At 66.4% G+C, this 25464-nt stretch carries 29 protein-coding genes and 1 riboswitch; of the genes, 12 read left to right on the top strand and 17 right to left on the bottom strand.

Features of this window, described 5'->3' with window-relative positions:
* Positions 1 to 3: 3 nt before the first annotated feature.
* From ACAM55_RS02535 to ACAM55_RS02545, 3 genes are all read right to left on the bottom strand, one after another.
* On the bottom strand, positions 4 to 1632 hold the full coding sequence (locus ACAM55_RS02535; RefSeq protein ID WP_369654528.1) for a peptide chain release factor 3: 1629 nt from the start codon (positions 1630 to 1632) through the stop codon (positions 4 to 6).
* Between the two features lie 76 nt (positions 1633 to 1708).
* Positions 1709 to 2200, bottom strand: coding sequence for a TIGR01841 family phasin (phaP, locus tag ACAM55_RS02540; RefSeq protein WP_369654529.1), 492 nt, complete (start codon positions 2198 to 2200; stop codon positions 1709 to 1711).
* A gap of 138 nt (positions 2201 to 2338) precedes the next feature.
* A complete protein-coding gene (locus tag ACAM55_RS02545; RefSeq protein ID WP_369654530.1) occupies positions 2339 to 2971 on the bottom strand; it encodes a hypothetical protein in 633 nt (210 codons plus the stop codon).
* Between the two features lie 116 nt (positions 2972 to 3087).
* Positions 3088 to 3156: riboswitch (S-adenosyl-L-homocysteine riboswitch) on the top strand.
* A gap of 66 nt (positions 3157 to 3222) precedes the next feature.
* Here ACAM55_RS02545 and ahcY point away from each other — a divergent pair.
* The 4 genes from ahcY (at position 3223) to ACAM55_RS02565 (ending at position 6974) form a co-directional block, all read left to right on the top strand.
* On the top strand, positions 3223 to 4662 hold the full coding sequence (gene ahcY, locus ACAM55_RS02550; RefSeq protein WP_369654531.1) for an adenosylhomocysteinase: 1440 nt from the start codon (positions 3223 to 3225) through the stop codon (positions 4660 to 4662).
* On the top strand, positions 4662 to 5450 hold the full coding sequence (locus tag ACAM55_RS02555) for a TlyA family RNA methyltransferase (RefSeq protein ID WP_369654532.1): 789 nt from the start codon (positions 4662 to 4664) through the stop codon (positions 5448 to 5450). Before ahcY ends, ACAM55_RS02555 begins: the two co-directional genes overlap by 1 nt.
* Before the next feature lie 10 nt (positions 5451 to 5460).
* Positions 5461 to 6285 carry a methylenetetrahydrofolate reductase [NAD(P)H] gene (gene metF, locus ACAM55_RS02560; protein WP_369654533.1) on the top strand — a complete coding sequence of 275 codons (825 nt, stop codon included), beginning with the start codon at positions 5461 to 5463 and terminating at the stop codon, positions 6283 to 6285.
* Between the two features lie 89 nt (positions 6286 to 6374).
* Positions 6375 to 6974 (top strand): septal ring lytic transglycosylase RlpA family protein, encoded by a 600-nt coding sequence (locus ACAM55_RS02565; protein ID WP_369654534.1) that lies wholly within the window; start codon positions 6375 to 6377, stop codon positions 6972 to 6974.
* Between the two features lie 27 nt (positions 6975 to 7001).
* On the opposite strand, the gene ACAM55_RS02570 is transcribed toward ACAM55_RS02565, so the two are convergent.
* On the bottom strand, positions 7002 to 7958 hold the full coding sequence (locus ACAM55_RS02570) for a 23S rRNA (adenine(2030)-N(6))-methyltransferase RlmJ (RefSeq protein WP_369654535.1): 957 nt from the start codon (positions 7956 to 7958) through the stop codon (positions 7002 to 7004).
* Between the two features lie 195 nt (positions 7959 to 8153).
* Between ACAM55_RS02570 and rplM the strand changes: the two genes are divergently transcribed.
* The 3 genes from rplM (at position 8154) to erpA (ending at position 9532) form a co-directional block, all read left to right on the top strand.
* On the top strand, positions 8154 to 8585 hold the full coding sequence (rplM, locus tag ACAM55_RS02575; RefSeq protein ID WP_015867439.1) for a 50S ribosomal protein L13: 432 nt from the start codon (positions 8154 to 8156) through the stop codon (positions 8583 to 8585).
* Between the two features lie 12 nt (positions 8586 to 8597).
* Positions 8598 to 8990 (top strand): 30S ribosomal protein S9, encoded by a 393-nt coding sequence (rpsI, locus tag ACAM55_RS02580; RefSeq protein WP_093016926.1) that lies wholly within the window; start codon positions 8598 to 8600, stop codon positions 8988 to 8990.
* A 176-nt stretch (positions 8991 to 9166) separates the two neighbouring features.
* Entirely contained in the window at positions 9167 to 9532 is a 366-nt protein-coding gene (erpA, locus tag ACAM55_RS02585; RefSeq protein ID WP_159857417.1) for an iron-sulfur cluster insertion protein ErpA, read from the top strand.
* A 71-nt stretch (positions 9533 to 9603) separates the two neighbouring features.
* On the opposite strand, the gene ACAM55_RS02590 is transcribed toward erpA, so the two are convergent.
* Both ACAM55_RS02590 and ACAM55_RS02595 read right to left on the bottom strand, forming a co-directional pair.
* The gene (locus ACAM55_RS02590) at positions 9604 to 10734 is read right to left on the bottom strand and encodes an anhydro-N-acetylmuramic acid kinase (protein ID WP_369654536.1); all 1131 of its coding nucleotides are present in this window, start codon (positions 10732 to 10734) and stop codon (positions 9604 to 9606) included.
* A 53-nt stretch (positions 10735 to 10787) separates the two neighbouring features.
* Positions 10788 to 12131, bottom strand: a complete 1344-nt coding sequence (locus tag ACAM55_RS02595) for a peptidoglycan DD-metalloendopeptidase family protein (protein ID WP_369654537.1) — start codon at positions 12129 to 12131, stop codon at positions 10788 to 10790.
* Between the two features lie 157 nt (positions 12132 to 12288).
* Between ACAM55_RS02595 and tyrS the strand changes: the two genes are divergently transcribed.
* Entirely contained in the window at positions 12289 to 13521 is a 1233-nt protein-coding gene (tyrS, locus tag ACAM55_RS02600; protein ID WP_369654538.1) for a tyrosine--tRNA ligase, read from the top strand.
* 33 nt (positions 13522 to 13554) lie between these two features.
* On the opposite strand, the gene ACAM55_RS02605 is transcribed toward tyrS, so the two are convergent.
* Together ACAM55_RS02605 and ACAM55_RS02610 are read right to left on the bottom strand one after the other, a co-directional pair.
* Positions 13555 to 14169, bottom strand: a complete 615-nt coding sequence (locus ACAM55_RS02605; RefSeq protein ID WP_369654539.1) for an OmpA family protein — start codon at positions 14167 to 14169, stop codon at positions 13555 to 13557.
* A complete protein-coding gene (locus ACAM55_RS02610) occupies positions 14166 to 14660 on the bottom strand; it encodes a FecR domain-containing protein (protein ID WP_369654540.1) in 495 nt (164 codons plus the stop codon). The genes ACAM55_RS02605 and ACAM55_RS02610 overlap by 4 nt, the downstream gene beginning before the upstream one ends.
* Before the next feature lie 144 nt (positions 14661 to 14804).
* Between ACAM55_RS02610 and ACAM55_RS02615 the strand changes: the two genes are divergently transcribed.
* Entirely contained in the window at positions 14805 to 15716 is a 912-nt protein-coding gene (locus ACAM55_RS02615; protein WP_369654541.1) for a cation diffusion facilitator family transporter, read from the top strand.
* Positions 15713 to 16156 carry a D-aminoacyl-tRNA deacylase gene (gene dtd, locus ACAM55_RS02620; RefSeq protein WP_369654542.1) on the top strand — a complete coding sequence of 148 codons (444 nt, stop codon included), beginning with the start codon at positions 15713 to 15715 and terminating at the stop codon, positions 16154 to 16156. Before ACAM55_RS02615 ends, dtd begins: the two co-directional genes overlap by 4 nt.
* 12 nt (positions 16157 to 16168) lie before the next feature.
* Here the strand turns inward: dtd and ACAM55_RS02625 are convergent, their stop codons facing one another.
* The 3 genes from ACAM55_RS02625 to ACAM55_RS02635 are packed head-to-tail and all read right to left on the bottom strand — an operon-like array spanning position 16169 to position 18190.
* Complete coding sequence (locus ACAM55_RS02625; protein WP_369654543.1) at positions 16169 to 16774, bottom strand: methyltransferase domain-containing protein; 606 nt, start codon at positions 16772 to 16774, stop codon at positions 16169 to 16171.
* Positions 16775 to 16779: 5 nt separating this feature from the next.
* On the bottom strand, positions 16780 to 17241 hold the full coding sequence (gene ybeY, locus ACAM55_RS02630; RefSeq protein ID WP_369654544.1) for an rRNA maturation RNase YbeY: 462 nt from the start codon (positions 17239 to 17241) through the stop codon (positions 16780 to 16782).
* Position 17242: 1 nt separating this feature from the next.
* Entirely contained in the window at positions 17243 to 18190 is a 948-nt protein-coding gene (locus ACAM55_RS02635; protein ID WP_369654545.1) for a PhoH family protein, read from the bottom strand.
* Positions 18191 to 18358: 168 nt separating this feature from the next.
* Between ACAM55_RS02635 and ruvA the strand changes: the two genes are divergently transcribed.
* Together ruvA and ACAM55_RS02645 are read left to right on the top strand one after the other, a co-directional pair.
* On the top strand, positions 18359 to 18931 hold the full coding sequence (gene ruvA, locus ACAM55_RS02640) for a Holliday junction branch migration protein RuvA (RefSeq protein ID WP_369654546.1): 573 nt from the start codon (positions 18359 to 18361) through the stop codon (positions 18929 to 18931).
* A 26-nt stretch (positions 18932 to 18957) separates the two neighbouring features.
* Complete coding sequence (locus ACAM55_RS02645) at positions 18958 to 19578, top strand: hypothetical protein (protein ID WP_369654547.1); 621 nt, start codon at positions 18958 to 18960, stop codon at positions 19576 to 19578.
* A 12-nt stretch (positions 19579 to 19590) separates the two neighbouring features.
* On the opposite strand, the gene ACAM55_RS02650 is transcribed toward ACAM55_RS02645, so the two are convergent.
* From ACAM55_RS02650 to ACAM55_RS02675, 6 genes are read right to left on the bottom strand one after another with little or no spacing between them, the layout of a single operon-like run.
* Positions 19591 to 20181 (bottom strand): YdeI family protein, encoded by a 591-nt coding sequence (locus ACAM55_RS02650; protein WP_369654548.1) that lies wholly within the window; start codon positions 20179 to 20181, stop codon positions 19591 to 19593.
* Positions 20178 to 21131 (bottom strand): phosphatidate cytidylyltransferase, encoded by a 954-nt coding sequence (locus tag ACAM55_RS02655; protein ID WP_369654549.1) that lies wholly within the window; start codon positions 21129 to 21131, stop codon positions 20178 to 20180. Before ACAM55_RS02655 ends, ACAM55_RS02650 begins: the two co-directional genes overlap by 4 nt.
* Positions 21128 to 21799 (bottom strand): lysophospholipid acyltransferase family protein, encoded by a 672-nt coding sequence (locus ACAM55_RS02660; RefSeq protein ID WP_369656320.1) that lies wholly within the window; start codon positions 21797 to 21799, stop codon positions 21128 to 21130. The genes ACAM55_RS02655 and ACAM55_RS02660 overlap by 4 nt, the downstream gene beginning before the upstream one ends.
* Positions 21800 to 21840: 41 nt before the next feature.
* Positions 21841 to 22284 carry a hypothetical protein gene (locus tag ACAM55_RS02665; protein WP_369654550.1) on the bottom strand — a complete coding sequence of 148 codons (444 nt, stop codon included), beginning with the start codon at positions 22282 to 22284 and terminating at the stop codon, positions 21841 to 21843.
* Positions 22277 to 23608, bottom strand: a complete 1332-nt coding sequence (locus tag ACAM55_RS02670) for a phosphatase PAP2/dual specificity phosphatase family protein (protein WP_369654551.1) — start codon at positions 23606 to 23608, stop codon at positions 22277 to 22279. The genes ACAM55_RS02665 and ACAM55_RS02670 overlap by 8 nt, the downstream gene beginning before the upstream one ends.
* Positions 23609 to 23642: 34 nt before the next feature.
* Positions 23643 to 25412: a bifunctional alpha/beta hydrolase/class I SAM-dependent methyltransferase gene (locus tag ACAM55_RS02675; protein WP_369654552.1), complete on the bottom strand. Its 1770-nt coding sequence runs from the start codon at positions 25410 to 25412 to the stop codon at positions 23643 to 23645.
* Positions 25413 to 25464 lie beyond the last annotated feature (52 nt).

The raw sequence follows: 25464 nt of genomic DNA on the forward strand, positions 1-25464 counted from the left end.
GGCTCAGCCTGCACTTTGCAGCGCCAGCCCCGCATGCTCCCGCAGTGGATGGAAGTGGATCTTCGGGAACCGCTCCTGCGCCAGCCGCACGTCGTAAGGCGAGGTGCACAGGAAGGCCAGCGTGTCCGCCGCATCCTTCGCCATGCGCTGCGGATAGGCGTTGACGAACTCGCGCAGCTCGGCCGGCGAATCGGCCGTGATCCATCGCGCGCCGGTGTATTGGCAGCCTTCGAGCCGCACGTCGGCGTCGTACTCGGCCTTCAGGCGGTGCTGCACCACTTCGAACTGCAGCTGGCCGACCGCGCCCAGCAGCATGGGGCCGCCGACCTCGGGGCGGAACACCTGGATCGCACCCTCTTCGCCGAGCTGGGCCAGGCCCTGCTGCAGCTGCTTGGTGCGCAGCGGGTTCTTCAGGATCACGGTCATGAACAGCTCGGGCGCGAAGAAGGGCAGGCCGGTGAACTGCAGGCTCGCGCCGTCGGTGATGGTGTCGCCGAGCTGCACGCCGCCGTGCGTGGTGAAGCCCACGATGTCGCCCGCATAGGCCTCTTCGACCGCTTCGCGGCGCTGGCTCATGAACGTGACCACACTGGTGGGCCGCAGTTCCTTCGAGGTGCGCTGCACCTTGAGCTTCATGCCCGGCGTGTACTTGCCCGAGGCCATGCGCACGAACGCGATTCGGTCGCGGTGGTTGGCGTCCATGTTGGCCTGCACCTTGAACACCACGCCCGCGAAGTCCCTGTCCTCGGGCTGGATCTCCTTCACCACGGGCTGTCGGTTGACCATCGTGGTACTGGTGCGCGACTGCGGCGAGGGCGCCAGGTCGACCAGCGCATCGAGCACCTCCATCACGCCGAAATTGTTGACACCGGAGCCGAAGAACACGGGCGTCTGCTTGCCGGCCAGGAAGGCCTCGCGGTCCCAGGTGGGCGAGGCGCCGGTGGCCAGCTCCATGCTGTCCATGGCGGATTCGAAATCGGCGCCGAAGCGCTTGGTGAGCGTGTCGCGCTCGGAGAGCGGAATGGTCTCGAAGTCGTGCGGCAGCCGCTCGCTGCCCGACTCGAACACGGTCATCGCCTGCGTGCGCAGGTTCATGATGCCGCGGAACGACTTGCCCTGGCCCACGGGCCACGTCATGGGCACGCAGGGCATGCCAAGCTCGCGTTCCACCTCGTCGAGGATGTCGAGCGGCTCTCGCACCTCGCGGTCCATCTTGTTGACGAAGGTGATGATGGGGGTATCGCGCTGGCGGCAAACCTCGATCAGCCGGCGCGTCTGCGATTCCACGCCGTTGGCCGCGTCGATCACCATCAGCGCCGAGTCCACGGCGGTGAGCACGCGGTAGGTGTCTTCCGAAAAGTCCTTGTGGCCGGGCGTGTCGAGCAGGTTGATGACGTGGTCGCGGTACAGCATCTGCATGACCGACGAGGCCACCGAGATGCCGCGCTGCTTCTCGATTTCCATCCAGTCGGACGTGGCATGGCGCGAGGCCTTGCGCGCCTTCACCGAGCCGGCGATCTGGATCGCGCCCGAGAAAAGCAGCAGCTTCTCGGTCAGCGTGGTCTTGCCGGCGTCAGGGTGGGAAATGATCGCGAAGGTGCGGCGGCGGCGGGTTTCGGCAAGAAAAGACAAGGTGGGCAATCTGCAGGGGAATGCCCGATTTTAGAAGGGCGGTCCAGGGCCGCCCGTCCGCACCGTCGAAAACGCCTTACTTGCGCTGCAGCATCTTGGTCACTTCGTCCACATTGGCCTGGATGCGCTGGCGCACCAGTTCGAAGGCATCGGCCTGCGACTTGGCGGCAAGGGTGGCGAGTTCCTTGATGTCGTCGACGGCGCGCTGGAACGACTGGCGGCCGAGCTCGTCGAGCTTGGCGAGGTTGGCCTTGGGGTCCTTGCCGGGCATTTCCTTGGCGGCCGTCTGCCATTCGGCGATGGCGTTCTTGATCATCTCGGTCTGCCGCTGCACCACGGTCTGCAGGCCCTGGTAGGACTTTTCGTTGGCCTGCATCAGCGCCTGGAGGTCCTTCTGGCCGCTCTCGAGCAGCTTGCCTGCGCCGCCGGTCAGGTTGAGTTCCTGCAGGCGATCGGTCATGGCCTTGAGATTCTTCATCGGATTGAGCATGTCGGCGGCACCAGGGGCCTCCGCCTTGGTGCTGCTGTCAGTGGTCTTTTTCGCGGCGGCTTTCTTGGCAGTGGCCATGGTGCGGTATCTCCTGTGTCGGGTGGACGGGGGAATGACGAGGACCGGCCGGATGGCAAAGTCCCTCGCCACGATACGCCGCACCGGCTCGGCCGCGGTGCCCGCGGCGACAAATTCGCCTGCGGGATTTCCCTTGGGCTACATCGGCGGCGCAAAGCCGTTGCGCCCGGCAGTGACGCGCAGCGCCGTGGGCGTGCCGTTCTTTTCCTGTGCATTGACCAGCACCTTGGCGCCGGGTACCAGCAGGGACTCGGTGCCGGGGCGGAAAGTCACGACCGGCACATCGGGCGGCACGACCACGGTCTTCTCCCCGCCCTTGTAGGTCAGCCGAAGCTGCTGCCCGCCCCGTACCGATTTCGGCGCCGCGGCCAGGTCGGCCACGGTGGCGTTGGTCATGGTGCTCTGTGGCAGCAGGTCCCATGGGCGGTGGCCTTCGCCAGTGCCGCGCGCGGCCTCCGGGAACACCACCACCTCGAGCGCCTTCTGCGTGCCGTCGGCCTGCGGCATGGCGGCGGTTCCGATGAAGCTGCCCTGCTTGATGTCGGACAGCTTGATGGGATAGACCTCCGATACCGTCATGTCGGCCGGCCGCGCAAGGCTGACGACCTCGCCGCCGCGGTCTTGCACCACGAGGGTCTTTGCGTCGACGCGGACGATGGTGCCGCGGATGCGCACCGGATCGGAGGCCGCCTGCGCGGAGGCAAGGACCGGCGCGCCGGCGCCAAGAAGGATGGCCGAGGCCAGCAGGACGGGGGAGATTCTGGAGCGCATGGGTGAACTTCCGTGGTTGGGAGCAAATCAATGTACGCGCCGGAGCCGAAACGCGCTTTCCGGGATGTGGGATATCCCGGCGATTGGCTCGCCGTGCCTCCCCGTCTACAATCCGCGGTTCCGAGGAGCGTTGCAGCGCCGCCAGGCGTGAGGCTCGGACCACATCGCAACCACGCTCACCCGCTGTTCTCGCGGTGAGTCTTTTCCCCGAACGCAGTGGCACCTTTCAAACTAGCTTTGTTGGAGTTCTCATGAGCGCTGTTCTCAAGCCCACCCCCGTTTCCACCGCCGACCAGGCGATTGCCGACCTGTCGCTGGCCGCCTGGGGCCGCAAGGAAATCCGCATCGCGGAAACCGAGATGCCCGGCCTGATGGCCATCCGCGAAGAGTTCTCGAAGGCGCAGCCGCTCAAGGGCGCGCGCATCACGGGCTCGCTGCACATGACGATCCAGACCGCCGTGCTGATCGAGACGCTGCAAGCGCTCGGCGCCACCGTGCGCTGGGCTTCGTGCAACATCTTCTCGACGCAGGACCACGCCGCCGCCGCCATTGCCGCCGCCGGCACGCCGGTGTTCGCGATCAAGGGCGAGTCGCTGAAGGACTACTGGGACTACACCCACGCCATCTTCGACTTCGGCCCCAAGGGTTCGAAGGGCGAGGGCCCCAACATGATCCTGGACGACGGCGGCGATGCCACGCTGCTGATGCACCTGGGCCAGCGCGCCGAGAAGGACCTGGGCGTGCTCGCCAATCCGACCAGCGAGGAAGAACGCATCCTCTACGCGGCCATCAAGGCCAAGCTGGCGGTCGATTCGACCTGGTACACCCGCAAGTCGGCCGAGATCATCGGCGTGACCGAGGAAACGACCACCGGCGTGCACCGCCTGAACGAGATGAGCGCCAAGGGCACGCTGCTGTTCCGCGCCATCAACGTGAACGACTCGGTCACCAAGAGCAAGTTCGACAACCTGTACGGCTGCCGCGAATCGCTGGTGGACGGCATCAAGCGCGCGACAGACGTGATGATTGCCGGCAAGGTGGCCTGCGTGGCGGGCTACGGCGACGTGGGCAAGGGCTCGGCCCAGGCACTGCGCGCACTGAGCGCCCAGGTGTGGGTGACCGAGATCGACCCCATCAACGCCCTGCAGGCCGCGATGGAAGGCTACAAGGTCGTCACCATGGAGTACGCCGCCGACAAGGCCGACATCTTCGTGACCACCACGGGCAACAAGGACGTGATCCGCCACGAGCACATGGCCGCCATGAAGGACCAGGCGATCGTCTGCAACATCGGCCACTTCGACAACGAGATCGACGTCGCATCGATCGAGAAGTACGAGTGGGAAGAAATCAAGCCGCAGGTCGACCACATCAAGTTCCCCGACGGCAAGAAGATCATCCTGCTGGCCAAGGGCCGCCTCGTGAACCTGGGCTGCGGCACGGGCCACCCGAGCTTCGTGATGTCTTCGTCGTTCGCCAACCAGACCATCGCGCAGATCGAGCTCTTCACCAAGCCCGATGCCTACCAGGCCGGCAAGGTCTACGTGCTGCCCAAGCACCTCGACGAAAAGGTCGCGCGCCTGCACCTGAAGAAGGTCGGCGCCATGCTCACCGAGCTGACCGACGAGCAGGCTGCCTACATCGGCGTCGACAAGGCGGGTCCGTACAAGGCGGACACGTACCGGTACTGATGCGCGCTGATCAATTGCTGGTCGAACGCGGCCTTGCCGCGTCGCGCTCGCAGGCCGTGCGGCTGATTGCCGGCGGCATGCGATGGCGCGATGCGGGCACCGCGGACGCGTGGCGCTCGGTCGTGAAGAACCGCGACGAAGTGCCGGAGTCCGCCGAACTCGAGCTCGACGACGCGGCCGAGGCTCGCTATGTTTCGCGCGGCGGGCTCAAGCTCGAAGGCGCGCTGGCGGCCAGCGGTGTGGATGCAGCGGGCAAGCTGTGCCTGGACGTCGGCCAATCGACCGGCGGCTTCACCGACTGCCTGCTGCAAAGCGGCGCGGCGAAGGTGGTGGGTGTCGACGTGGGTCACGGGCAGCTGCATGCGCGGTTGCGCGAGGATGAGCGCGTGGTGGCCATCGAGGGCGTCAATGCGCGAGCTTTGTCGCCAGACGACCTTCAAGAAGAAGGCGAAGAGCCTTCCGAACTGCGCTTCGACCTCATCGTCGGCGACCTGTCGTTCATCTCGCAGACATTGGTGCTGCCGGCCGTGGTGCCATTCCTGGCCGACGACGGCCACCTGCTGATGCTGGTCAAGCCGCAGTTCGAACTGCAGCCGGGGCAGGTCGGCAAGGGCGGCATCGTTCGCGACGCGTCGATGTATGCGGTGGTCGAAAAGCGCTTGCGCGACGCCTGCGAGACGCTCGGCCTGCGCGTGCTGCAATGGTTCGACAGCCCCATTGCCGGTGGCGACGGCAACCGTGAGTTTTTCATTCACGCCGTGCGCGCTGTTGGCGCGGATGGTTCTTGAGGAGACGCAAGTGCGCCTTCCGTTGAGTTTCGAATTCTTTCCGACCAAGACGCCCGAAGGCGCGGTCAAGCTGCGCGCGGTGCGCCAGCAGCTGTATGCGCGCAAGCCCGAGTTCTGCTCGGTCACCTACGGCGCGGGCGGCTCCACGCACCAGGGCACTTTCGGTGCGGTGCAGGAGATCCTGTCCGAAGGAGTCGATGCCGCGAGCCACTTCTCGTGCATCGGCGCCACGCGGGCCACGGTGCGCGAGCAGCTGGCCGAGCTCAAGGCGATGGGCGTGAAGCGCCTGGTCGCCCTGCGCGGCGACTTGCCGAGCGGCTACGGCATCGGCGGCGAGTTCCTGTATGCGAGCGACCTCGTGGCCTTCATCCGCGAGGAAACCGGGCGCGACTTCCACATCGAGGTGGCCTGCTACCCCGAGGTGCATCCGCAGGCACGTTCGCCCGAGGCCGACCTGCAGGCCTTTGCCACCAAGGTGAAGGCTGGCGCCGATTCGGCGATCACGCAGTATTTCTTCAGCCCCGAGGCGTATTTCCGCTTTGTCGACGAGGCCCGCAAGCTCGGCCTCGACACGCCCATCGTGCCGGGCATCATGCCGATCACCAGCTCGACGCAGCTCATGCGTTTTTCGGATGCCTGCGGCGCCGAGATCCCGCGCTGGATCCGCCTGCGGCTGCAGGGCTTTGGCGACGACACGGCGTCCATCAAGGCGTTCGGCCTCGACGTGGTGACCGACCTCTGCGCGCGCCTCTGCGATGGCGGCGCACCGGCGCTGCACTTCTACACGATGAACCAGTCGACGGCGACGCTGGCTGTATTGGAGCGCCTCGGTTGAAGGGGGGGCGTGCAGGAGCAGGGTGTTCGCTGCGCACGGCGTTTCGCGTCGCGCTGGTGGCTGCAACCTGTGCGCTGGCCGGCTGTGCCATGCCCCCCGCCACCGAGGGCGGGCAGACCGACAAGGACGGCAAACTCCTGCCGCTGCCGCGCCAGCTGGCCGTGCCTCCGGGCGCGCCGCCCCGATCCAACGTGCCTTCGGTTCGCTACGACCTGGCCGTGTCGGGTAGCGGCGAGCTGGGGCCCGACGACGGCGTGCCCGGCGACGGGCCCCGCGAGATTTTCGAGCGCGGCGGGGCCTCCTGGTACGGCATCCAGTTCCACCAGCGCAAGACGGCGAGCGGCGAGCGCTTCGACATGGGGGCCCTGACGGCGGCCCACAAGACCTTGCCGTTCAATACCCGTGTCTGTGTGCGCAGCCTGGTCAACGGCAGCGAGGTGCTGGTGCGTATCACGGACCGTGGGCCCTATGCGCAGGGCCGCATCATCGACCTGAGCCGTGCCGCGGCCGAGCGCATCGGCCTGATCGGGCTCGGCATCAAGCAGGTCGCGCTGACGATCGTCGACCGCGAGGGCATGCGTTGCGGTGGCTCCGTGGTGGAGGCGGCCGATGCCCAAGCGCCGGCGTCTGCCCCCGCAGCGGCACCTGCGCCGCGCAAGGTCAACGTGCCGTCGCGCCGCCGCCGATAACCCTTGCAGGGAAGAAAGCGAAGAGCCCTAGCCGCCCGCGTCGAGCGAAAAGGCGGCGTGCCGGTCTTGGGCCAGCCGCTCCACCAACTGGGGCAGGGCGGCAGCCAGCAGCGGCTTCAGCGTATAGGGCGGGTTGATCAGGAACATGCCGCTGGCCGGCAGTCCGGGGCGCTGGGTTTCGCCCGTCGGCGTGGTGGTCAGCTTGCTCGACTTGACCGTGAGCGTGGCGTGCAGCCAGGGTTTGCCGGCCTTGGTGGCCAGGGTCTTGAGCCGCCGCGGCAGGTCGTGCGCCTCGGGGCGCGGAATGATCGGGTACCAGATGGCGTAGGTGCCGGTTGCAAAGCGCTTGAGCGCCTCGGCCGCGAAGTCGAGCACGCGGCCGTAGTCGCTCTTGATTTCGTAGCTCGGATCCATCAGCACCAGCGCGCGGCGCGAGGGCGGCGGCAGGAACTTGGTGGCGCTGCCGAAACCGTCTTCGCGCAGCACCGCGATCTGGCGGCCCGCCTCGAGCTGCGCAATGTTGGCGTCCAGCGTGCGGGCATCGGTCGGATGCAGTTCGAACAGCTTGAGCTTGTCGTGGTCGCGCAGCAGGTGCTGCACGATGAAAGGCGAACCGGGGTAAATGCGGGCGCCGCCCTTGGGGTTGAAGTCGTGGATCACGCTCAGGTAGCGCGCAATCGCATCGGCCAAGGGGGCATCGGCCTCCGGCGCAGCTTTCTTGGCAGCTGACTTCGCGGCAGGTGCAGGCGCAGCTGCCGCAGGGGCTTTTTTCTCGGACAGCAGGCGCAGCACGCCCTCGGCCGCTTCGCCGCTGGTGCCGGCGTAGTCCCCATCGAGCCGGTACAGGCCGGCGCCGGCGTGGGTGTCGACCACGGTCAGGGCTGCTTCTTTTTCAAGCAGGTGGTCGAGCGTGGCAATCAGCACCGTGTGCTTGAGCACGTCGGCGTGGTTGCCGGCATGGAAGGCGTGGCGGTAACTGAACATAGGGTCGATGGTAACGGCTCGGGCGGTCGGCAGGCTCCAATTTGCCCGGATTGGCCGATTCTTCGTATAATCGCGGGCTTCGCAGCGTTTTTGTAGCCCCGCGGCGAAGACTTTGAACCCACCTAAGAGATTCCCGTCAGAGGAACGCCGACCGTGGAAAAGGGCTCGCCAAACCCTCTTTTCAAGAGAAAACTCATGACCAAAACGTTCAGCGCCAAACCCGCTGACGTGACGCACGAGTGGTTTGTGATTGACGCGACCGACAAGGTCCTCGGACGAGTAGCCAGCGAAGTTGCTCTCCGTTTGCGCGGCAAACACAAGGCCATTTACACGCCTCACGTCGATACCGGTGACTTCATTGTCATCATCAACGCAGCCCAGCTGCGCGTCACCGGCGCCAAGCCGATCGACAAGGTCTACTACCGTCACTCGGGCTACCCGGGCGGTATCACGGCCACGAACTTCCGCGACATGCAAGCCAAGCACCCAGGCCGTGCCCTGGAAAAGGCCGTCAAGGGCATGCTGCCCAAGGGCCCGCTCGGCTACGCGATGATCAAGAAACTCAAGGTGTACGGTGGTGCTGAGCACCCGCATACCGCCCAACAGCCCAAAGTGCTGGAACTGTAAGGAGCCTTGAGAATGATTGGTGAATGGAACAATGGCACCGGCCGTCGCAAATCGAGCGTCGCCCGTGTGTTTCTGAAAAAGGGCTCGGGCAAGATCACGGTCAACGGCAAGGACATTCAAGAGTTCTTCGGCCGCGAAACCTCGATCATGATCGCGAAGCAACCCCTGGTGCTGACCAACAACACCGAAACCTTCGACGTCATGGTCAACGTGGCCGGCGGCGGTGAATCGGGCCAGGCCGGCGCAACGCGCCACGGCATCACCCGTGCGCTGATCGACTACGACGCGAGCCTCAAGCCGGTGCTGAGCCAGGCCGGCTACGTCACGCGCGATGCACGTGAAGTCGAGCGTAAGAAGGTCGGCCTGCACTCTGCACGCCGCCGCAAGCAGTTCAGCAAGCGCTGATACTGTTCGCTACGGACAAGAGCCGCCTTCGGGCGGCTTTTTCATTGCCCAGCTTGCCGGACGTATGTTCGACCCCACTTGCATTGGGTGCTCGCTACGCCGGCCAGCCGAGAATGCGGCATTGCAGTAGCATTGGTTCATTGGCCGCATGTCCGGCCCTCAAGGAGTTACCCCACATGAGCGCTGTTGCCGAAAACGTCCAGACCCAGATGCCCGAACCGATTGTCTTCACCGACAGCGCAGCCGCCAAGGTGGCCGACCTGATCGCGGAAGAAGGCAACCCCGACCTCAAGCTGCGCGTGTTCGTGCAGGGCGGCGGGTGTTCGGGCTTCCAGTACGGATTCACCTTCGACGAAATCACGAACGAAGACGACACCACCATGACCAAGAACGGTGTCTCGCTGCTGATCGACGCCATGAGCTACCAGTACCTGGTCGGCGCCGAGATCGACTACAAGGAAGACCTGCAGGGCGCCCAGTTCGTGATCAAGAACCCGAACGCCACCAGCACCTGCGGCTGCGGATCCAGCTTCTCGGCTTGAGTCCCTCTTCGCGTTCTTTCAAAAGCCGCCTCCGGGCGGCTTTTTGTTGAGAACCAGGGCCTCCGCTCGGCTCACGCGGGATAGACCGCTCCGAGCACGCGAGCCCCGCGCGCTCCCGTGACGCTGGCAAGGCTGCCGGCCTCGCGCCGTACCGTGCTGCGCGCCAGCCAGGCAAACGCCGCGGCCTCGACCTGCTGCGGCGGCAGGCCGTGCTTGGTGGAGGCGGCCACTTCGACGCCCGGCAGCAGCGCACGCAAGCGGGCGAGCAGGTGGTCGTTCAAGGCGCCGCCGCCGCAAACAATCAGCAGCCTGCTATCGTTTCCGTAGCGCAGGGCATCGGCCGCGCAGACACTGGCAGTGAATTCGGCCAGGGTGGCCTGCACATCGGCGGGCGCGGCGGCCGTGGCCGTGCCGAGGCATGCGGAAAGCCATGCGGGGTTGAACAGGTCGCGCCCCGTGCTTTTGGGCGGCAGCTTCGCAAAATAGGGCTCGGCCCTCAGGCGCGCGAGCAACTCGGGCAACACCTGTCCGCTGGCCGCCCATTGGCCGGCGCGGTCGAAGGGCTGGCCGGTATGAAGCTGGCACCAGTGATCCATCAGGGCGTTGCCGGGGCCGCAGTCGAAGCCCAGCACCGCCGGAACTCCCGCTGCGTCGGCCGCGGGCAGCAGGCTCAGGTTGGAAATGCCGCCGATGTTCAGCACCGCAACGGATTCGCCGGCCCGCGCGAAGAGTGCGCGGTGAAAAGCCGGCACCAGCGGGGCGCCCTGGCCGCCTGCCGCCAGGTCGCGGCTGCGGAGGTCCGCGACCACGTCGATGCCGGTCAGCTCGGCCAGCAGCGAGGGATTGTTGACTTGCAACGTGTAGCCGACCCCGTCGAACTCGGTGGGCCGGTGGCGCACCGTCTGGCCGTGGGCGCCGAGAGCGGTCACCTTGCCGGCGGGGGTGCCGCTGTCCGCCAGCAACTGGCCGACCACGCCGGCATAGACCCGGGCCAGGCCGTTGCCGGCCAAGGCGGCACGATGCAGCTCGTTGTCGCCTGGGGTGTTCAGTGCCAGCAGTTCGGCTCGCAGTGCATCAGGGAAAGGTGCCGTGGCGTAGGCCCGCACGGCGATGCGGCCGTCCGAGAAGTCGGCCAGGACGCCGTCGACGCCGTCGAGCGACGTGCCGGACATCAGGCCGATGAACAGTTCGGCGGCAGCCATCGTTGATTGGGCGGGCGAGTGGGCCGCGCGTGGTGCTGCCGCTGCGCGGGAACTCAGTCCGCGCTGGCCTGGATGACCGAGAACGCCGCGGCCAGTTCGGTGCGGGCACTCACGGCGATGCGTTCGAAGGCCGGGCGCATGGCCGCGGTGATCGGAGCGCCGCCCTCCTGGGCGATCGAGGCCGGATCCTGGTATTCGCCGTTCACGCGGAACTCGAAATGCAGGTGGGGGCCCGTGGCCCAGCCGGTGGAGCCGACCGCGCCGATCGTCTGGCCCTGGCTGATGCTTTCGCCGGCCTTGACGTCGACCCGGCTCAGGTGGGCGTAGGCCGTCTGCTGGTTGTTGCGGTGCTTGACGATGACGATGTTGCCGTAGCCGTTCTGCGTGCCGGCGAAGTCGACCGTACCGTCGCCGACGCTGCGCACCGCGGTGCCCGTGGGCGCCGCGAAGTCGATGCCGTTGTGCTGGCGCCAGCTGTTGAGGATCGGGTGCATGCGCATCGCGAAGCCGCTCGACACGCGCGAGAACTCGACCGGCGAGCTCAGGTAGGCCTTGCGCAGGCTGTCGCCGTTCGGGCGGTAATAGCTGCCCTTCTGGCCGGCGGCGGGCTGGAACCATACGGCCTGGTGCACCTTGCCACCGCTCTCGAATTCGGCCGAGAGCACTCGGCCGCTGCGCAGCGCCTGCCCGTCGGCCTCGAAGGTTTCGTAGACCACGGCGAAGCGGTCGCCCTTGCGCAGCGAGCGCACGTCGACGTCGCCGGCGAAGATGTCGGCCAGCTGGCTGGCAACCGCGTCAGGAATGCGCGCGTCGTCGGTGGCGGCGAACAGCGAAGTGCGGATGGTGCCGCTGGCCAGGCGCGAGCCCGGTGTCAGCGTGTCGCGCTCGGTGAGTGCGGTAAAGCCGACCGGTGTGCGTTCGATGACAAAGCGCTTGAAGCCGCCGTCGCCGTCGGGAATCCAGCGGGCGCTCAGCTTCTTGAGCTGGTTTTCCTGCGTGGCTTCGGCCGTGATGGTGCGGCCGGCACGTGCCAACAGCGCATTGCGGGCTTCGCCGCTTCCGCGCACGAACGCGGTGGCGGCAGGGTCGGAGATGCCCAGGCGCTTCAGCAGGGCCTCGGCCGTGTCGCTGGAGCGCGTGATGTCGGTGCGAAACAGTGTGAAACTGAAATTCTCGAGCGATTGGCTCTGTTCGGAGAAAGACAGGGGCGCGGTCGCTTCCAGGACCTGTTGGACCGGGAGGTCGGATGCATCGGGGCCGAGAGAGGCCACCGCCAGGGTTCCGGCGCTCAGCAGGGCCGCCGCAATGACTGCGGTGATCTGCTTGGGATAGGTCCGGAATGTATAGGCCACGCGAGAAGCCAGTAGCTCCTCGGCGGCGAGAATGCCGTTGATCAAACTTTGAATTCCAGCTCAGGTTCTGCAAATCCGCGCTGCAAAGCCCGGGGCGGATGGGGCGGCAGGGCGGTGCGGAAAAAAGCGCCGCTTAGAATCCGGCGCTTGAAAGGTCGGGCTGAGTATAACTTCGGCAACCTGAAAATCAGCCAAAAAGCCTATGAACGCCGAATCTGTTACATCCGCTAGTCTGTCAAATGGTGTAAGACGAGCGCTCGAAATATCCCTCCGGGGCACCGACGAACTGCTGCCCCAGGACGAGTGGGTCCGCAAGCTTCAGCGCTCGGAAGCCACCGGAACGCCGCTGCGCATCAAATTGGGGCTCGATCCGACCGCCCCGGATATCCACATCGGCCATACGGTTGTTCTCAACAAGATGCGGCAGCTGCAGGATCTCGGGCACCGGGTCATCTTCCTGATCGGCGACTTCACGACCACCATCGGCGACCCTTCGGGCCGCAACAGCACCCGCCCGCCGCTGACCCGGGAGCAGATCGAAGCCAACGCCCAGACCTACTACCGGCAGGCCAGCCTGGTGCTGGATGCCGAAAAGACCGAAATCCGATACAACTCGGAGTGGAGCGACCCGCTGGGCGCCCGCGGCATGATCCAGCTTGCCGCCAAGTACACCGTGGCGCGGATGATGGAGCGCGACGACTTCAACAAGCGCTTCAAGGCCGGCCAGTCGATTTCGGTGCACGAATTCCTCTATCCGCTGATGCAGGGCTACGACTCCGTGGCCTTGAAGAGCGACCTCGAACTGGGCGGGACCGACCAGAAGTTCAACCTGCTCGTCGGCCGTCATCTCCAGCAGGAGTACGGCCAGGAGCCGCAGTGCATACTCACTATGCCGCTGCTGGAAGGGCTCGACGGCGTCGAGAAGATGTCCAAGAGCAAGAACAACTACATCGGCATCAGCGAAGACGCCAACACCATGTTCGCCAAGGTGCTGTCGATTTCCGACGAGCTGATGTGGCGCTGGTACACGCTGCTGAGCTTCCAGTCGATGGAGCGGATCGAGGCGCTCAAGGCGGAAATCGCTGCCGGCCGCAATCCCAAGGATGCGAAGGTGGCGCTGGCCAAGGAAATCACCGCGCGCTTCCACAGCGCGGCGGCGGCCGAGACGGCCGAGCAGGATTTCATCAACCGCAGCAAGGGCGGTGTGCCCGACGATATTCCCGAGGTGTCGCTGGAAGGCGCGCCGCTGGGCATTGCGCAACTGCTCAAGCAAGCCGGGCTGGCTCCGTCGACTTCCGAGGGCAACCGGCTGATCGATGGTGGCGGCGTGCGCGTCGACTCCGTGGTGATCGGCGACAAGGCGCTCAAGCTGCCCGCAGGCCGCTATGTGGTGCAGGTCGGCAAGCGCAAGTTTGCGCGCGTGACCCTCGGCTGACGGAAGGGGCGGAGCGCGGCAGAGCCGCGAACCTCACCGGACTTCGATGGTGACGCGCCGGTTGCGCGGTTCGTCCACCTCGTCCGCGGTGGGAACCGCGAGTTCGCGTTCGCCGCGGCCCACGGCCTCGATGCGCTTGGAAGGAAACTGCCTGTCCACGAAGAGCTGCGCCACTTCTTGTGCGCGGCGTTGCGAGAGCATGTCGTTCTGCTCGAGGGCGCCCTTGGTGTCGGTGTGCCCGGTCACCACGATGTCGCTGCCGCTGCGGGTCTGCGCCGCAGCCAGCGCTTCGTTCATGACCTGCTGCGACGCGGGCGTGAGCCTGGTGCCGCCAGCGTCGAAATACACCGTGTAGCGCTGCGGCGGAGGCGGCTGCATGTCGAACAGGACCTTGTGCTCGGCCTGCACCTTGGCGGGGTCGGCCTGATCGACCACCGGGGCGCCGGAAGCGCCGACTGCGGCAGTTGCACGCTGGTATGGCTTGGAAAGAATTTCTTCGCCGTCCTTCACGCGAACCGCCACGGCGGAAGGCGTCCCGTCTGCCTGGGGCAGCAGCACCACGCGGGTGCCCGGCGTCGAACAGGCGGCGAGCAACGCCGTGACCAGCACGGCAAGGAAGGGGAGGGCGCGGGATTTCAACCGGCTCATGGCTGGCCGTCGGCCTGCACGATGAAATCGGTGCCGCGGATGCCGATCGTGGCGGTTTGTGTTTCCACGCGAATCGCGTCGGGGTTCGTCTTGCCGATCAGGCCAGTGATCATGCGCATCGAGCCGCGCAACAGCGAGACGAGCACGCCACCTTCATGCGTGGTGGAATTGAAATGGAATTCCTTCAAGTCCAGTCGCGAAGACGGCCCGACCACCAGGGTCGTGTCGTCTCGCAGGACCACGGAGGCGGATGAATCAGGACCTGTCACGATGCGGTCGACGGCGGCCAGCGCATCGCCCGCACTGGCCGTTCGGCTCGTGCCGGCGGCGCTGAGCAATTGCACGTTGCCGCGCACCGATTTGACGAAGCCCGCCTGGGGCTCGGCGATCGGCTTGGCAGTTGGTGCGCTCGAAGAACTCTGTGCTTGGGCGAGTGCCGCAGCGCCACACAAGGCGAGCCCTCCCAGGACGCTCAAGAATTTTTTCATCACATCATCCCTCTGCGAATGTCTCGCCGTGAGACAAATATTAAATCGAGCCCGTTACACATAGAGCCTACCCCAGATAATCCAAAGGCCAGATGCGGCCTTTTGCCTCATTTTTGCTGTCTTTATCGCTTGACGATTTTGCCGCGCATGACCCTCACGCCACAGACGCTGCTTCGCGTTTCCGTTGCCGTTGCCCTTGTCACGATTCTGCTCAAGGGACTGGCGGGCTACGTGACCAATTCGATGGGGTTGATCTCGGACGCCATGGAGTCGTTCGTCAATCTTGCCAGCGCCATGTTCGCACTGGCCATGGTGACCATTGCCGCGCGGCCGGCGGACGAGGACCATCCCTACGGCCACCACAAGGCCGAATACTTCTCCTCGGGCTTCGAAGGCATCCTGATCGTAGGCGCCGCAGCGGCCATTCTCTGGGTGTCCGTGCAACGGCTGCTTTCCCCCGAGCCCCTCGAGCAACTGGGCTGGGGGCTGGGGCTTTCGGTGCTCAGTTCGGGCTTCAATGCGGCACTTGCCTTCGCGCTGTTCCGTGCGGCGCGAACGCACCGGTCGATTGCACTGGAAGCCGATGCGCGGCATCTCATGACCGACGTATGGACTTCGGCGGGCGTGGTGGTCGGCATCGTGGCCGTCTACTTCAGCGGCTGGCTCTGGCTCGACCCGCTGCTGGCCATCGGCGTGGCGCTCAACATCGTGCGCGAAGGCATCAGGCTGGTATGGCGCTCCTCGCAAGGGCTGATGGACGAAGCCCTCGACCCCGAGACCATCGCCACGCTGCGCACCACGCTCGACCAGTTTGCCGCGCGCCTGCCCGAAGGCGCGCGCGTGCGCTTCGACGACATGGTGACGCGGCGTGCGGGCCAGCGCCGCTTTGCCGACCTGCACATGCATGTGCCGGGCGACTGGACGCTGCAGCACGCCGCGGCCCTGCGCGACGAACTCGAGCAGACGTTGATGGATGCCGTGCCCGGATTGCGCGTGACCATCCAGTTGCTGCCGCTGGGCATGGAAGCCCGCGCTAACCGGATGGAGGAACAGGCATGAAGGCCGTGGTTCAGCGCGTGGCCAGCGCGCGCGTCGACATTGCCGGCCAGACCGTCGGCGCCATCGATGCCGGCCTGCTGGTCCTGCTCTGCGCCGAGCGCGGCGATGTGGATGCGCTGGCCGACCGCATGCTCGCAAAGCTGTTGAAGCTGCGCATCTTTTCCGACCACGCGGGCAAGATGAACCGCAGCGTGCAGGACATCGGCGGCGGGCTGCTCGTGGTGAGCCAGTTCACGCTGGCGGCCGACGTGAGCGGCGGCAACCGCCCCAGCTTCACGCAGGCGGCGGCGCCCGACGAAGGGCGGCGGCTCTACGAGTACTTCGTGGCGCAGGCCCGTGCCGCGCACCCCGTGGTGGCCACGGGCGAGTTCGGTGCCGACATGCAGGTGCAGCTGGTCAACGACGGCCCCGTGACCATTCCGCTGCAGATGCTGGCGTAGCGCTCTGCGCCTTCAGTTGCGCTCGAGCACGGCTTCCCAAAGCACCTTCGGCTGCTCGTAGCGGTGCACCGTGAGTTCCTCCAGGTGCAGCATGTGCCAGCCATCGGCAAAGAGCCGTTCCACCGCTGCGCGGTCGAAAAATCGCTTCGGCACGCCGTCCACCAGGTAAAAAGAATCCTTCCCCTCCGGCGGCGAGCCGCTCGCGCCGTGGTGGAAGTCGTTCACCGAATTCAGCCGGCACAGCAGCACGCCGCCCGGTCGAAGCACGCCGCGGATCCGCCGGACCAGGGCAAGCGTTTCGTCCCACGCAAAGTAGTGCAGCGACAGGCTCGCGAGGACCACACCCACGCTGCCTTCCGCGTCCCCCGCAGGCAGCGGAAAGGGCGCACGGAAATCACCGCAGTGAAACTCCGCGCCATGAGGCACCCGCACCCGCGCTGCTGCCACGGATTCGCTCGACAGCTCGATGCCGACCACGCGCAGGCCCGCGCCGGCGAGCACGGCGCTGTCGGGGCCGGTGCCGCAGCCCAGTTCGAGCACCGGGTCCGTTCCCGCGCGCTCGGCGACCAGCGGAAGCCAGCGTTCCAGCCACGGGTCGGTGCTCGTGTCGGATGCCACGGTGATTACCGGCCGTACGGATTGCGGATGCCGAGCCCCGCCAGGATTTCGATCTCGCGCGCTTCCATTTCCTCGGCGTCGGCTTCGCCGGTCTCGTGGTCCCAGCCCTGCGCATGCAGCGTGCCGTGAACCAGCAGGTGCGCATAGTGCGCGGCCAGGGTCTTGCGTTGTTCCTTCGCCTCGCTGGCGACCACCGGCGCGCACAGCACCAGGTCGGCCATCACCATCGGGCTTTGCGCATAGTCGAAGGTCAGCACGTTGGTGGCGTAGTCCTTGCCGCGGAATTCGCGATTCAGGCGCTGGCCTTCTTCGGCATCGACGATGCGCACCGTGATCTCGCCGTCCACCTCGAGCGCATGGCGGATCCAGCGCGCGACGCTGTGGCGCGGCAGCGCGGCGCGGTGCCGGTCGATGCCCTTGAAGCGCGGCGCGAACTGCAGCGAGAGCGAAAGCTGGGCCAGTGCCATGTCAGTGTGCTCCCGCGCGCTTGCGCTGGCCGTCGTAGGCGTCCACGATCTTGGCGACCAGCGGATGCCGCACCACGTCGGCACTGGTGAAGTGCGTGATCGCGATGCCGTTCACGCGCCGCAGCACGCGTTCGGCGTCGATCAGCCCGCTCAACTGCTGCTTGGGCAGGTCGATCTGGCTCACGTCGCCCGTCACCACCGCCTTGGCGCCGAAGCCGATGCGCGTGAGGAACATCTTCATCTGCTCGACCGAGGTGTTCTGCGCCTCGTCGAGGATGACGAAGGCGTTGTTCAGCGTGCGTCCACGCATGAAGGCCAGCGGCGCAATTTCGAGCGCGTTGCGTTCGAAGGCCTTCTGCACTTTCTCGTAGCCCATCAGGTCGTAGAGCGCGTCGTACAGCGGGCGCAGATAGGGGTCGACCTTCTGCGTCAGGTCGCCCGGCAGGAAGCCGAGCCGCTCGCCCGCTTCCACCGCCGGCCGCGTGAGCACGATGCGCTGCACCGCGGCGCGCTCCAGCGCGTCGACCGCACAGGCCACTGCCAGATAGGTCTTGCCGGTGCCGGCCGGGCCGATGCCGAAGGTGATGTCGTGCTTGGCGATGTTGTCGAGATACAGGGCCTGCGTGGGCGTGCGCGCGCGCAGGTCGGCACGGCGCGTGACGAGCATCGCCGCATCCTCGTCGCCGTCGAGCATCCCGCCGTCGCCTGCGAGCGTGAGCTGCACCACGGCGGGGTCGATGGAGCGTTGGGCAATTTCGTACAGTGCCTGCAGCACATCCATCGCGCGCTGCACGGGGACCTTGGGGCCGTCGACCTTGAACTGCTCGTGGCGGTGCGCAATCTTCACGCCCAGCGCTTCCTCGATGCGGCGCAGGTGCGCGTCCAGAGGTCCGCACAGGTGGCCGAGGCGCGAATTGTTCAGTGGGGTAAAGGTGTGTCGCAGAATCACGCGGTATCCATTTCCATTTTTTGGCAGCCCTATGCAAGACCAGCCATGCTCGAAAAAACGCAATCCAAAGCGGGGAACACCGCGGAACCGGCTTTGCCGGGCCGCCGGTGTTGCCCCCTTGAGGGGGGAGGCGGCTACACGAAGTGAGCAAGCAACGGGGGTGGGCCAATGATAGGCAAACTCACCGGCGTATTGGCCGAACGCAACCCGCCGCAGGTGGTGGTGGACTGCAACGGCGTCGGCTACGAGGTCGACGTGCCGATGAGCACGTTCTACAACCTGCCCGGCACCGGAGAGCGCGTTTCGCTGCTCACGCACTTCGTGGTGCGCGAGGACGCGCAGATTCTCTACGGTTTCGGCACCGCCGAGGAGCGCGCGGCTTTCCGCCAGCTCATCAAGATCACCGGCGTGGGCCCGCGCACCGCGCTCGGCCTGCTCTCGGGCATGAGCGTGGGCGAACTGTCGCAGGCAATCACGACGCAGGAACTCGGCCGACTGGTGAAGATCCCGGGCATCGGCAAGAAGACCGCCGAGCGCCTGCTGCTCGAACTCAAGGGCAAGCTGGGCGCCGACATCGGCATGCCCGCGCATGCGACCTCCGATGCGCAGGCCGACATCCTGCAGGCGCTGATCGCGCTGGGGTACAGCGACAAGGAGGCTGCGCTGGCGCTCAAGGCGCTGCCCAAGGATGCGACGGTGAGCGAGGGGATCAAGCTGGCGCTGAAGGCGCTGGCGAAGTAGTCCGTAACAAGCACGGGACCGAGGGCATGCCCAACTGCGACTTCTACGCCACGAGGGAAGACCACGACAGCCTGCTCTCTTGGCTGTTCGCCGAAGAAAGCTGCGAGGTGTACGAACTCGCGTCCGACTTCGAGCAACCGCTGAGATGTTTCCGCTCGGCGGCCGAAGTGGTGGCGCAGTTCGATCGCAGCTATCCCAACGGCAGGAGGTGGCATGCCGTGCATCTGCAGCTGTATGTGCGCGGCGCGGGCCCCGCCTTCGTGCCGCGCCGCGTGACGCTGAACCCGCAGGCTTGCGGTGGTGCCACATTCCGCTACAACGCCGATGGCTGGGGCCTGGTGCAGCTGTACCTGGGCTCGGCCTCCGCGGGCGATGCGCGACTGGAAAATTCGCACACCAATCACAACTCGATGAAGCGCGCACAGGCGTGGTCGGACACTGTGGACGTTCTCGGCGGGGTCGAGGCCTGGGACTTCGGCAGGATCACGTCCTTCTCGTCCCGCCTCAACCGCGAAATCCGAAAACGCGGTGTTGCCAAGATTGGCAGCCAGGCCGTGTTGCCTGGTGCGCTGAAGCTGTGGGACATCGGCGTGGCCATGGGCCCCTACAAGCCCGGCGAGTACGAACTCCAACGAACGGGCGCGTAGCGTTCTCGCCGCTCAGGGATGGATCTTCTCGCCCTTGGCCAGCATCTCGACGAACTTCTCGATGCGCCGTGCCCGGGTTTCAGGTTTCTTCGCACCCTGCGTACGGAACAGCACCGCAAAGCGGTTGCGCGCATCCAGCGTGGCGAAGAACTTCGCAGCTTTCTTGTTCGCGTCCAGCGCGGCCTGCAGATCGGGCGGCACTGTCGCCACGCTCGCGGCTTCGTAGGCCGCATCCCAGCGCCCATCAGCCTTCGCGCGCTCGACTTCGGCGAGCCCGGCCGGCTGCATGCGGCCCTCCTCGATAAGCTTCAGCGCCTTGTCGCGGTTGATCTGCGACCACGTGCTGCGCTTCGTGCGCGGTGTGAAGCGCTGCAGGAAGTGCTGGGCATCCTCGCTTTTGCGCTGGCCGTCGATCCAGCCGTAGCACAGCGCCTCTTCGAGCGCGGCGGGATGGTCGATGGAGGCGATCCCGCTGTCCTTCTTCGCCATGCGCAGCCATACGCCGGCGGCTGTGGCGTGGTGGCGTTTGAGCCAGCGCGTCCACGATGCGGCATTGCCGCACTCGATCGGCGTGTCGTGCGGAACGCGTTCGGTCGTGCTCACGGCACCCACCAGTAGCGCAGCGCATGAAAATAGATCGGCGCCGCGAAGATCACCGAGTCCAGCCGGTCGAGCATGCCGCCATGGCCCTCGATCATCGAGCCCCAGTCTTTCACGCCGCGGTCACGCTTGATCGCCGACATCACCAGCCCGCCGAAGAAACCCATGAGGCAGATGGTGAGCGCCATCAGCGCGGCCTGCCAGGGGGTGAACGGCGTCGCCCAGTAGAGCGCGGCACCCAGCGCGGTGGCGCTGGCCACGCCGCCGACCAGCCCTTCCCAGGTCTTGGAGGGCGAGAGTTCGGGCGCCACCTTGCGCTTGCCGAAGAGCTTGCCCCACACGTACTGCAGCACGTCGCTGCCCTGCACCACGATCACGAGGAAGGCAATCAGGAGCAGGTTGCGGCCTTCGAAGCCGGGAATCTGCAGCGTGAGCAGTGCGGGCACGTGGCTGATGCAGAACACGCAGATCATCAGGCCCCACTGGATCTTGGAGGTGCGTTCCAGAAAGCGCTGCGTGTCGCCGCCCACGGCGGCAAGAATCGGCAGCACGAGGAAGGCATAGACCGGGATGAAGATCGAATAGAGCCCGTACCATTCGATCCATACCAGGAAGTACTGCACCGGCAGCCCGATGTAGAACGCCGCCGCAATCGCATGATGGTCGCCGCGCCGCGTGTAGGCCAGGCTGATGAACTCGCGCAGCGCATAGAACGAGATCAAATAGAACAGCACGATCACGCCGCCCTTGCCGAATGCGAAGGCAATGCCGATCACCGCCACCATCACCCACCACGCATTCACGCGCGCGTTGAGGTTGTCGATCACCGAATTGGGCTGGCCCTGCGCCACGCGCCACTTGAGCAGCGCGCCAATGGCGGAGGCAAGGATCAGCACGCCGGCAACGCCGCCGAACAGTTGCAGCGTGGTCTGGGTCGAGGGCGATATGTTCATGGCGTCGTTGCTGCTTTTTCTTGTTCTGGCACGCGGTCGTATTCGGGGCGCAGGTCGAGCATGGCGGTGCGTGCACGGGCCATGAAGCCGGCCTTGTCCTCGCCTTCGGCCAACTGGATGGGCGCGCCGAAGCGGACCGTGCATGCGAGCGGAATCGGCACCAGCGTGCCCTTGGGCAGCACGCGCTTCAGGTTCTCGATCCACACCGGCACCAGCCGCACGTTGGGGCAGGCGCGCGCCAGGTGATAGAGGCCGCTCTTGAGCGGCAGCAGGATGTCGTCGCCGGTATTGCGCGTGCCCTCGGGAAACATGATGAGCGAGTCGCCGCCCTCCAGCGCTTCCTTCATCTGATCGACCGGGTTGCCACCTTGGCCCGAGCCGTCGCGCCGGATCATGAGCGCGTTGAACACGTCGGCGCCGATGAACTGGCGCACCTTGGAGGCCATCCAGTAGTCCTGTCCGGCCACGGGCCGGGTCAGCGCGCGCAGGTCGGGCGGCAGCGTGGCCCACAGCAGCACGAAGTCGCCATGGCTCGTGTGATTGGCGAAGTACAGCGTCTGCTCGGCCTTGGGCGTGGTGCCGCTGCAGATGGCACGCACGCCCGTCAGCAACCCGGCCGCGCCGATGATCAGCTTGCCCGCGACGATGGCGAGCGCGCGGCGCAGCACCGTGCTTTCGGGCTTGTCGCCGTTGTTGTTGTTTTCTTCGGTCAAGAGAGGTCCTGTGTCATCAAGGCGAGCAGAAACATGGCGCTCTGGCAGGCGACCACGATGGCGTGGCGCTGCATGAGCTGGCGGGTGCCCTGCACGCGTTCGTCGAGCGATCGGGTGGTTTTTTGCTCTGGCTGCATCTCGCGCAGTCCGAGGGATGAAAGCGCATGGTCGAGCGTGTCCAGCGATGCGATGGCGCGGCGCCCGAGATCGGCGAACAACGCCTGGTCCAGCCGCAGCCGGAAGGCGAAATAGCGCTCGAGCACGCCGAGGACCATGACCGCGCCGAAGCCCATGGCGGCCGTGACGGAGAGCGAGCGCAGCGTCAGCGCGAGCACCAGTGCCGAGATGCACATGAGCGCAAAGCCCCAGATGGCAAGCACCATGAAGGCACGCAGCAGTCCGGCCAGTGCCGCACAGGTGGCACGTTCGTTGTCAGTCATGGGGCGGTGCCTCCGGCACGGCGTTCAGGGGCTCCAGCGATGTCATCCATTCGCGTCGCAGCACGATCTGCGGACGCGCGAGGCGCACCGCGCTTTCGGCCTGCGCCAGGCCGCCCGCCGATCCATAGCGGCCCAGCCAAGCGATCGTTGCAGCCGCACTGCGCGAAAAGCCCAGCGCGCAACACACCCATACCGGCGCGCCGTCGGCCTTGAGGTGCTGGCCTTCGATGACCGCCGCAGCGCGTTGCAGCCGCACGGTCGGCGGCACGGTCAGGTCGAGTATCGGCACGCAGCGCGCATGCGGCACACCGCTGGGTGTCTGCAGCTCGGCGCACAGGCTCACGAGCCGCGGCCGGCCGGCGGCAACCCATTCGGCCTTCGTCGGCAAGCGCCCCAGACGCAGGCCAGGCACCACTTCGACCGAAGCCGGCAGCTTGCGCGTCCAGAGCCATGCGTTGACGGCCGCGCCGAGCCGATAGGGCGCAAGGATCCAGCGCGCGGCCCAGCCCATGCGGCCGCGGCCATCCATCTGGAAGCCGCGGGCGCCGAAGCCGATGTAGTTGAGCGCCACCAGAGCCAGCGAGGCCGCCGGCCACGCAAGCCACAGCAGCACACCGCCACCGTAGAGCGCGACGGCAAGGAACAGGGCCGCACCGGCGGCGTAGAAGCCCGCGAGCTTCCAGCGCTGCGGATCGCGCGTGCATTGCCAGGCGCGCGGCATCGAAACCATGCGCTCGAGCGGCCACAGCCAGACGCAGAGCAGACCGAGCAGCGCGCCCGTGGGAATGTCGATGAAGTGGTGCTGCCAGGTCGTGAGCACCGACGCGCAGATGGCAAAGGCCCACACATGGAGCACCACCCTTGCCCAGGCAGCGCGCAGGAACTGGCGATACCAGTCCCACAGGATCACGGCCAGTGCAATGTGCAGCGAAGGCGCCTGGTTGTAGGGCTGGTCGAAGCCGCGCAGGGCATTGAAGAGGAACGCCGGCGCGCCTTCCACCGCCGGCTGCCCGAAGCTGAAATGCAGCGGCCAGAGGACGAAGCAGGTGCAGGCGATGAGCGTCGCGCTCACCAGCCGCAGTGCATGCCGATCAAGCGTGTGCTTGCTGCCCGCAAGAAAGAGCGAGAGCGCGTAGAAGACGTTGATCGTCCAGTACGGAAAGATGGTCCAGGCCCAGAAGGGCACCTGCCGCTCCCATTCGAAGGCCATCGAGGGCACCTGCGCGCGCGTGGTGGCCCACCAGTTGGCAAGGCCGTAGGTCGCATAGAACAGCGGCCCCAGGAACACCAGCCATGCGGCGGCCCGCTTCCAGGGGCGCTGCACCAGCCGCTGCTTCATTTCGCGCCAAGCCCCGAGGTCATGCCACCCGCACCGCGAGCGAGACGGTGAAGATGCCCCACTCGTCGACGCGCTGGTCGATCTTGCGGAAGCCCGCTTCCTCCACCAGCTGGTCCATCTCGGCCTGCGTGCGGCGGCGCATCACCCAGGCTTCGCCCTGGCGGTGGCTGGTGAGCGCGCGCGCAATCATCTCGAGCTGCGGGTGCCAGGGCTGCCCGGTGTAGACCAGATAGCCGCGGTCTTCCACCGCGTCGCCCACGCCCGCGAGCGAACGCCGCACCATTTCGTTGTCGGGGAACAGCTCGTAGAGGCCCGACACCACGGCCAGCGTGGGGCGCGGTGTCACGGTGGCCAGGCTGATGCGGTCGAAGGCGTCGGCCTGGACGAACTGCGCCACGTCTTCCAGGCCCTTTTCGGCGATCAGCGCGCGGCCGTCGCGCACGTTGATGTCGCTGTAGTCGCGCAGCAGGATCGAGCTGGCCTTGACGGGGCTCGCAAGCACCGCGTCGAGCACGTAGCGGCCATGGCCGGCCGCGATGTCCATCACGCGCACCTCGCGGTGCATCTCGGCCAGGCGCTCCATGGCAATGCGGATCAGCTCCTCGACATGGATCTTGCGCTGCCGGATGCCGCGCCAGCCGATCGAGTTCAGGTAGGTGTTGTCGATGGAGCGGCCCAGCGGCCCCTTGCCTTCCGGGTGGTTGCGGTAGACATAGTCGAGCGTGCTGCCCGAGTCGAAGCCGGTGGCATGGCCGAGCGCGATGCCGCTCGACAGCTTGCCGCCGATGCGCAGGCCGGCGCGCGTCATGGCCCAATAGGCGCCGCGTGCCGACAGGGGCGCCAGCGGCTCGGCCAGCGCTCGCGATTCGTCGGCGGTGTTGCCGCTCAGGTGCGCGGCGCGCAGGTCGACCGGCGCCGGCGGCTGGTCGAACAGCTGAAGAATGAACTCGCGGATCGCCTGCACTGCCGGCGCGCGGTCTTTCTCGCCCAGCGTGTCGTGGAAGAAGCCCGGCAGCTCCACCTTGGTCTTGATGGCGCTGCCCAGCCGCTCGAAGAACTGGTGCTGCGGCTTGTGGTGCACCACCCAGTCCGCGCCCGAGATCAGCAACTGCACCGGCAAGGTGATGGCATTGGCATCGGCCACCACGCGGTCGGCCGCTTCGTAGAGGCCGAGCAGGATGTTGACGGCGATGGGCCGCGAGATCAGCGGATCGCTCTCGTAGCTCGCAATGCGCTCGGGGTCGTGCGTGAGGAACTTCGCCTTCACATAGCTGTTGACGAAGAACAGGCCGCGCAGCTTGTGCATCAGGCCCAGCCCGGCGCGCGCGAAAGGCACGTAGAGCTTGACCTTGAAGGCCGGCGAGGCCAGCGTGAGCCCGCGCACCTTGGGCGCGTAGTCGTGTGCCCAGGTGGAGACCAGCACCGCCCCCACGCTCTGCGCAATCACGTGGATGTCGTGCTCCGGCACGCCGTGCGCGCTGCCGATGTGCTGGACGAAGGTCTGCACGTCGCGCACCGAGGTGGCAAAGCTCGGGCTGTAGCCGCGCTGGCCCGGCGAGCGGCCGTGGCCGCGCGCGTCCCAGGCGAAGAAGTCGAAGTCGGGCAGGTCGAGTTCGTCGACCAGGTGCGCCATGCGCGCGCCGTGCTCGTGGCCGCGGTGGAACAGCACGATGGCGCCGCGGCGCGCAGCGCCGGTGGCCGGCCAATGCCGGTAGAAGAGCGATTCGCCGTCGTGCGTGCGGAACTGGCGCTCCTGCGGAATGCGGGGGGTGGTGTTGGTGTCGGTCATGAATCCCTGTCGCTATTTCTCTTTGTTTGTTCGTTCGTTGTTGTGTATGGGT

This window comes from Variovorax sp. V213 (genome assembly GCF_041154455.1).
Classification (GTDB): Bacteria; Pseudomonadota; Gammaproteobacteria; order Burkholderiales; family Burkholderiaceae_C; genus Variovorax.

Coding starts and splice junctions, on each gene's coding strand:
- ACAM55_RS02555 (WP_369654532.1), top strand. CDS start 4,662: ATGCGCGCTGATCAATTGCTGGTCGAACGCGGCCTTGCCGCGTCGCGC.
- ACAM55_RS02645 (WP_369654547.1), top strand. CDS start 18,958: ATGCCCAACTGCGACTTCTACGCCACGAGGGAAGACCACGACAGCCTG.
- tyrS (WP_369654538.1), top strand. CDS start 12,289: ATGAACGCCGAATCTGTTACATCCGCTAGTCTGTCAAATGGTGTAAGA.
- ACAM55_RS02675 (WP_369654552.1), bottom strand. CDS start 25,412: ATGACCGACACCAACACCACCCCCCGCATTCCGCAGGAGCGCCAGTTC.
- ybeY (WP_369654544.1), bottom strand. CDS start 17,241: ATGGCACTGGCCCAGCTTTCGCTCTCGCTGCAGTTCGCGCCGCGCTTC.
- erpA (WP_159857417.1), top strand. CDS start 9,167: ATGAGCGCTGTTGCCGAAAACGTCCAGACCCAGATGCCCGAACCGATT.
- ACAM55_RS02655 (WP_369654549.1), bottom strand. CDS start 21,131: ATGAACATATCGCCCTCGACCCAGACCACGCTGCAACTGTTCGGCGGC.
- ACAM55_RS02665 (WP_369654550.1), bottom strand. CDS start 22,284: ATGACTGACAACGAACGTGCCACCTGTGCGGCACTGGCCGGACTGCTG.
- ACAM55_RS02605 (WP_369654539.1), bottom strand. CDS start 14,169: ATGAGCCGGTTGAAATCCCGCGCCCTCCCCTTCCTTGCCGTGCTGGTC.
- ACAM55_RS02545 (WP_369654530.1), bottom strand. CDS start 2,971: ATGCGCTCCAGAATCTCCCCCGTCCTGCTGGCCTCGGCCATCCTTCTT.
- ACAM55_RS02590 (WP_369654536.1), bottom strand. CDS start 10,734: ATGGCTGCCGCCGAACTGTTCATCGGCCTGATGTCCGGCACGTCGCTC.
- phaP (WP_369654529.1), bottom strand. CDS start 2,200: ATGGCCACTGCCAAGAAAGCCGCCGCGAAAAAGACCACTGACAGCAGC.
- rplM (WP_015867439.1), top strand. CDS start 8,154: ATGACCAAAACGTTCAGCGCCAAACCCGCTGACGTGACGCACGAGTGG.
- dtd (WP_369654542.1), top strand. CDS start 15,713: ATGAAGGCCGTGGTTCAGCGCGTGGCCAGCGCGCGCGTCGACATTGCC.
- ahcY (WP_369654531.1), top strand. CDS start 3,223: ATGAGCGCTGTTCTCAAGCCCACCCCCGTTTCCACCGCCGACCAGGCG.
- rpsI (WP_093016926.1), top strand. CDS start 8,598: ATGATTGGTGAATGGAACAATGGCACCGGCCGTCGCAAATCGAGCGTC.
- ruvA (WP_369654546.1), top strand. CDS start 18,359: ATGATAGGCAAACTCACCGGCGTATTGGCCGAACGCAACCCGCCGCAG.
- ACAM55_RS02615 (WP_369654541.1), top strand. CDS start 14,805: ATGACCCTCACGCCACAGACGCTGCTTCGCGTTTCCGTTGCCGTTGCC.
- ACAM55_RS02565 (WP_369654534.1), top strand. CDS start 6,375: ATGCCCCCCGCCACCGAGGGCGGGCAGACCGACAAGGACGGCAAACTC.
- ACAM55_RS02570 (WP_369654535.1), bottom strand. CDS start 7,958: ATGTTCAGTTACCGCCACGCCTTCCATGCCGGCAACCACGCCGACGTG.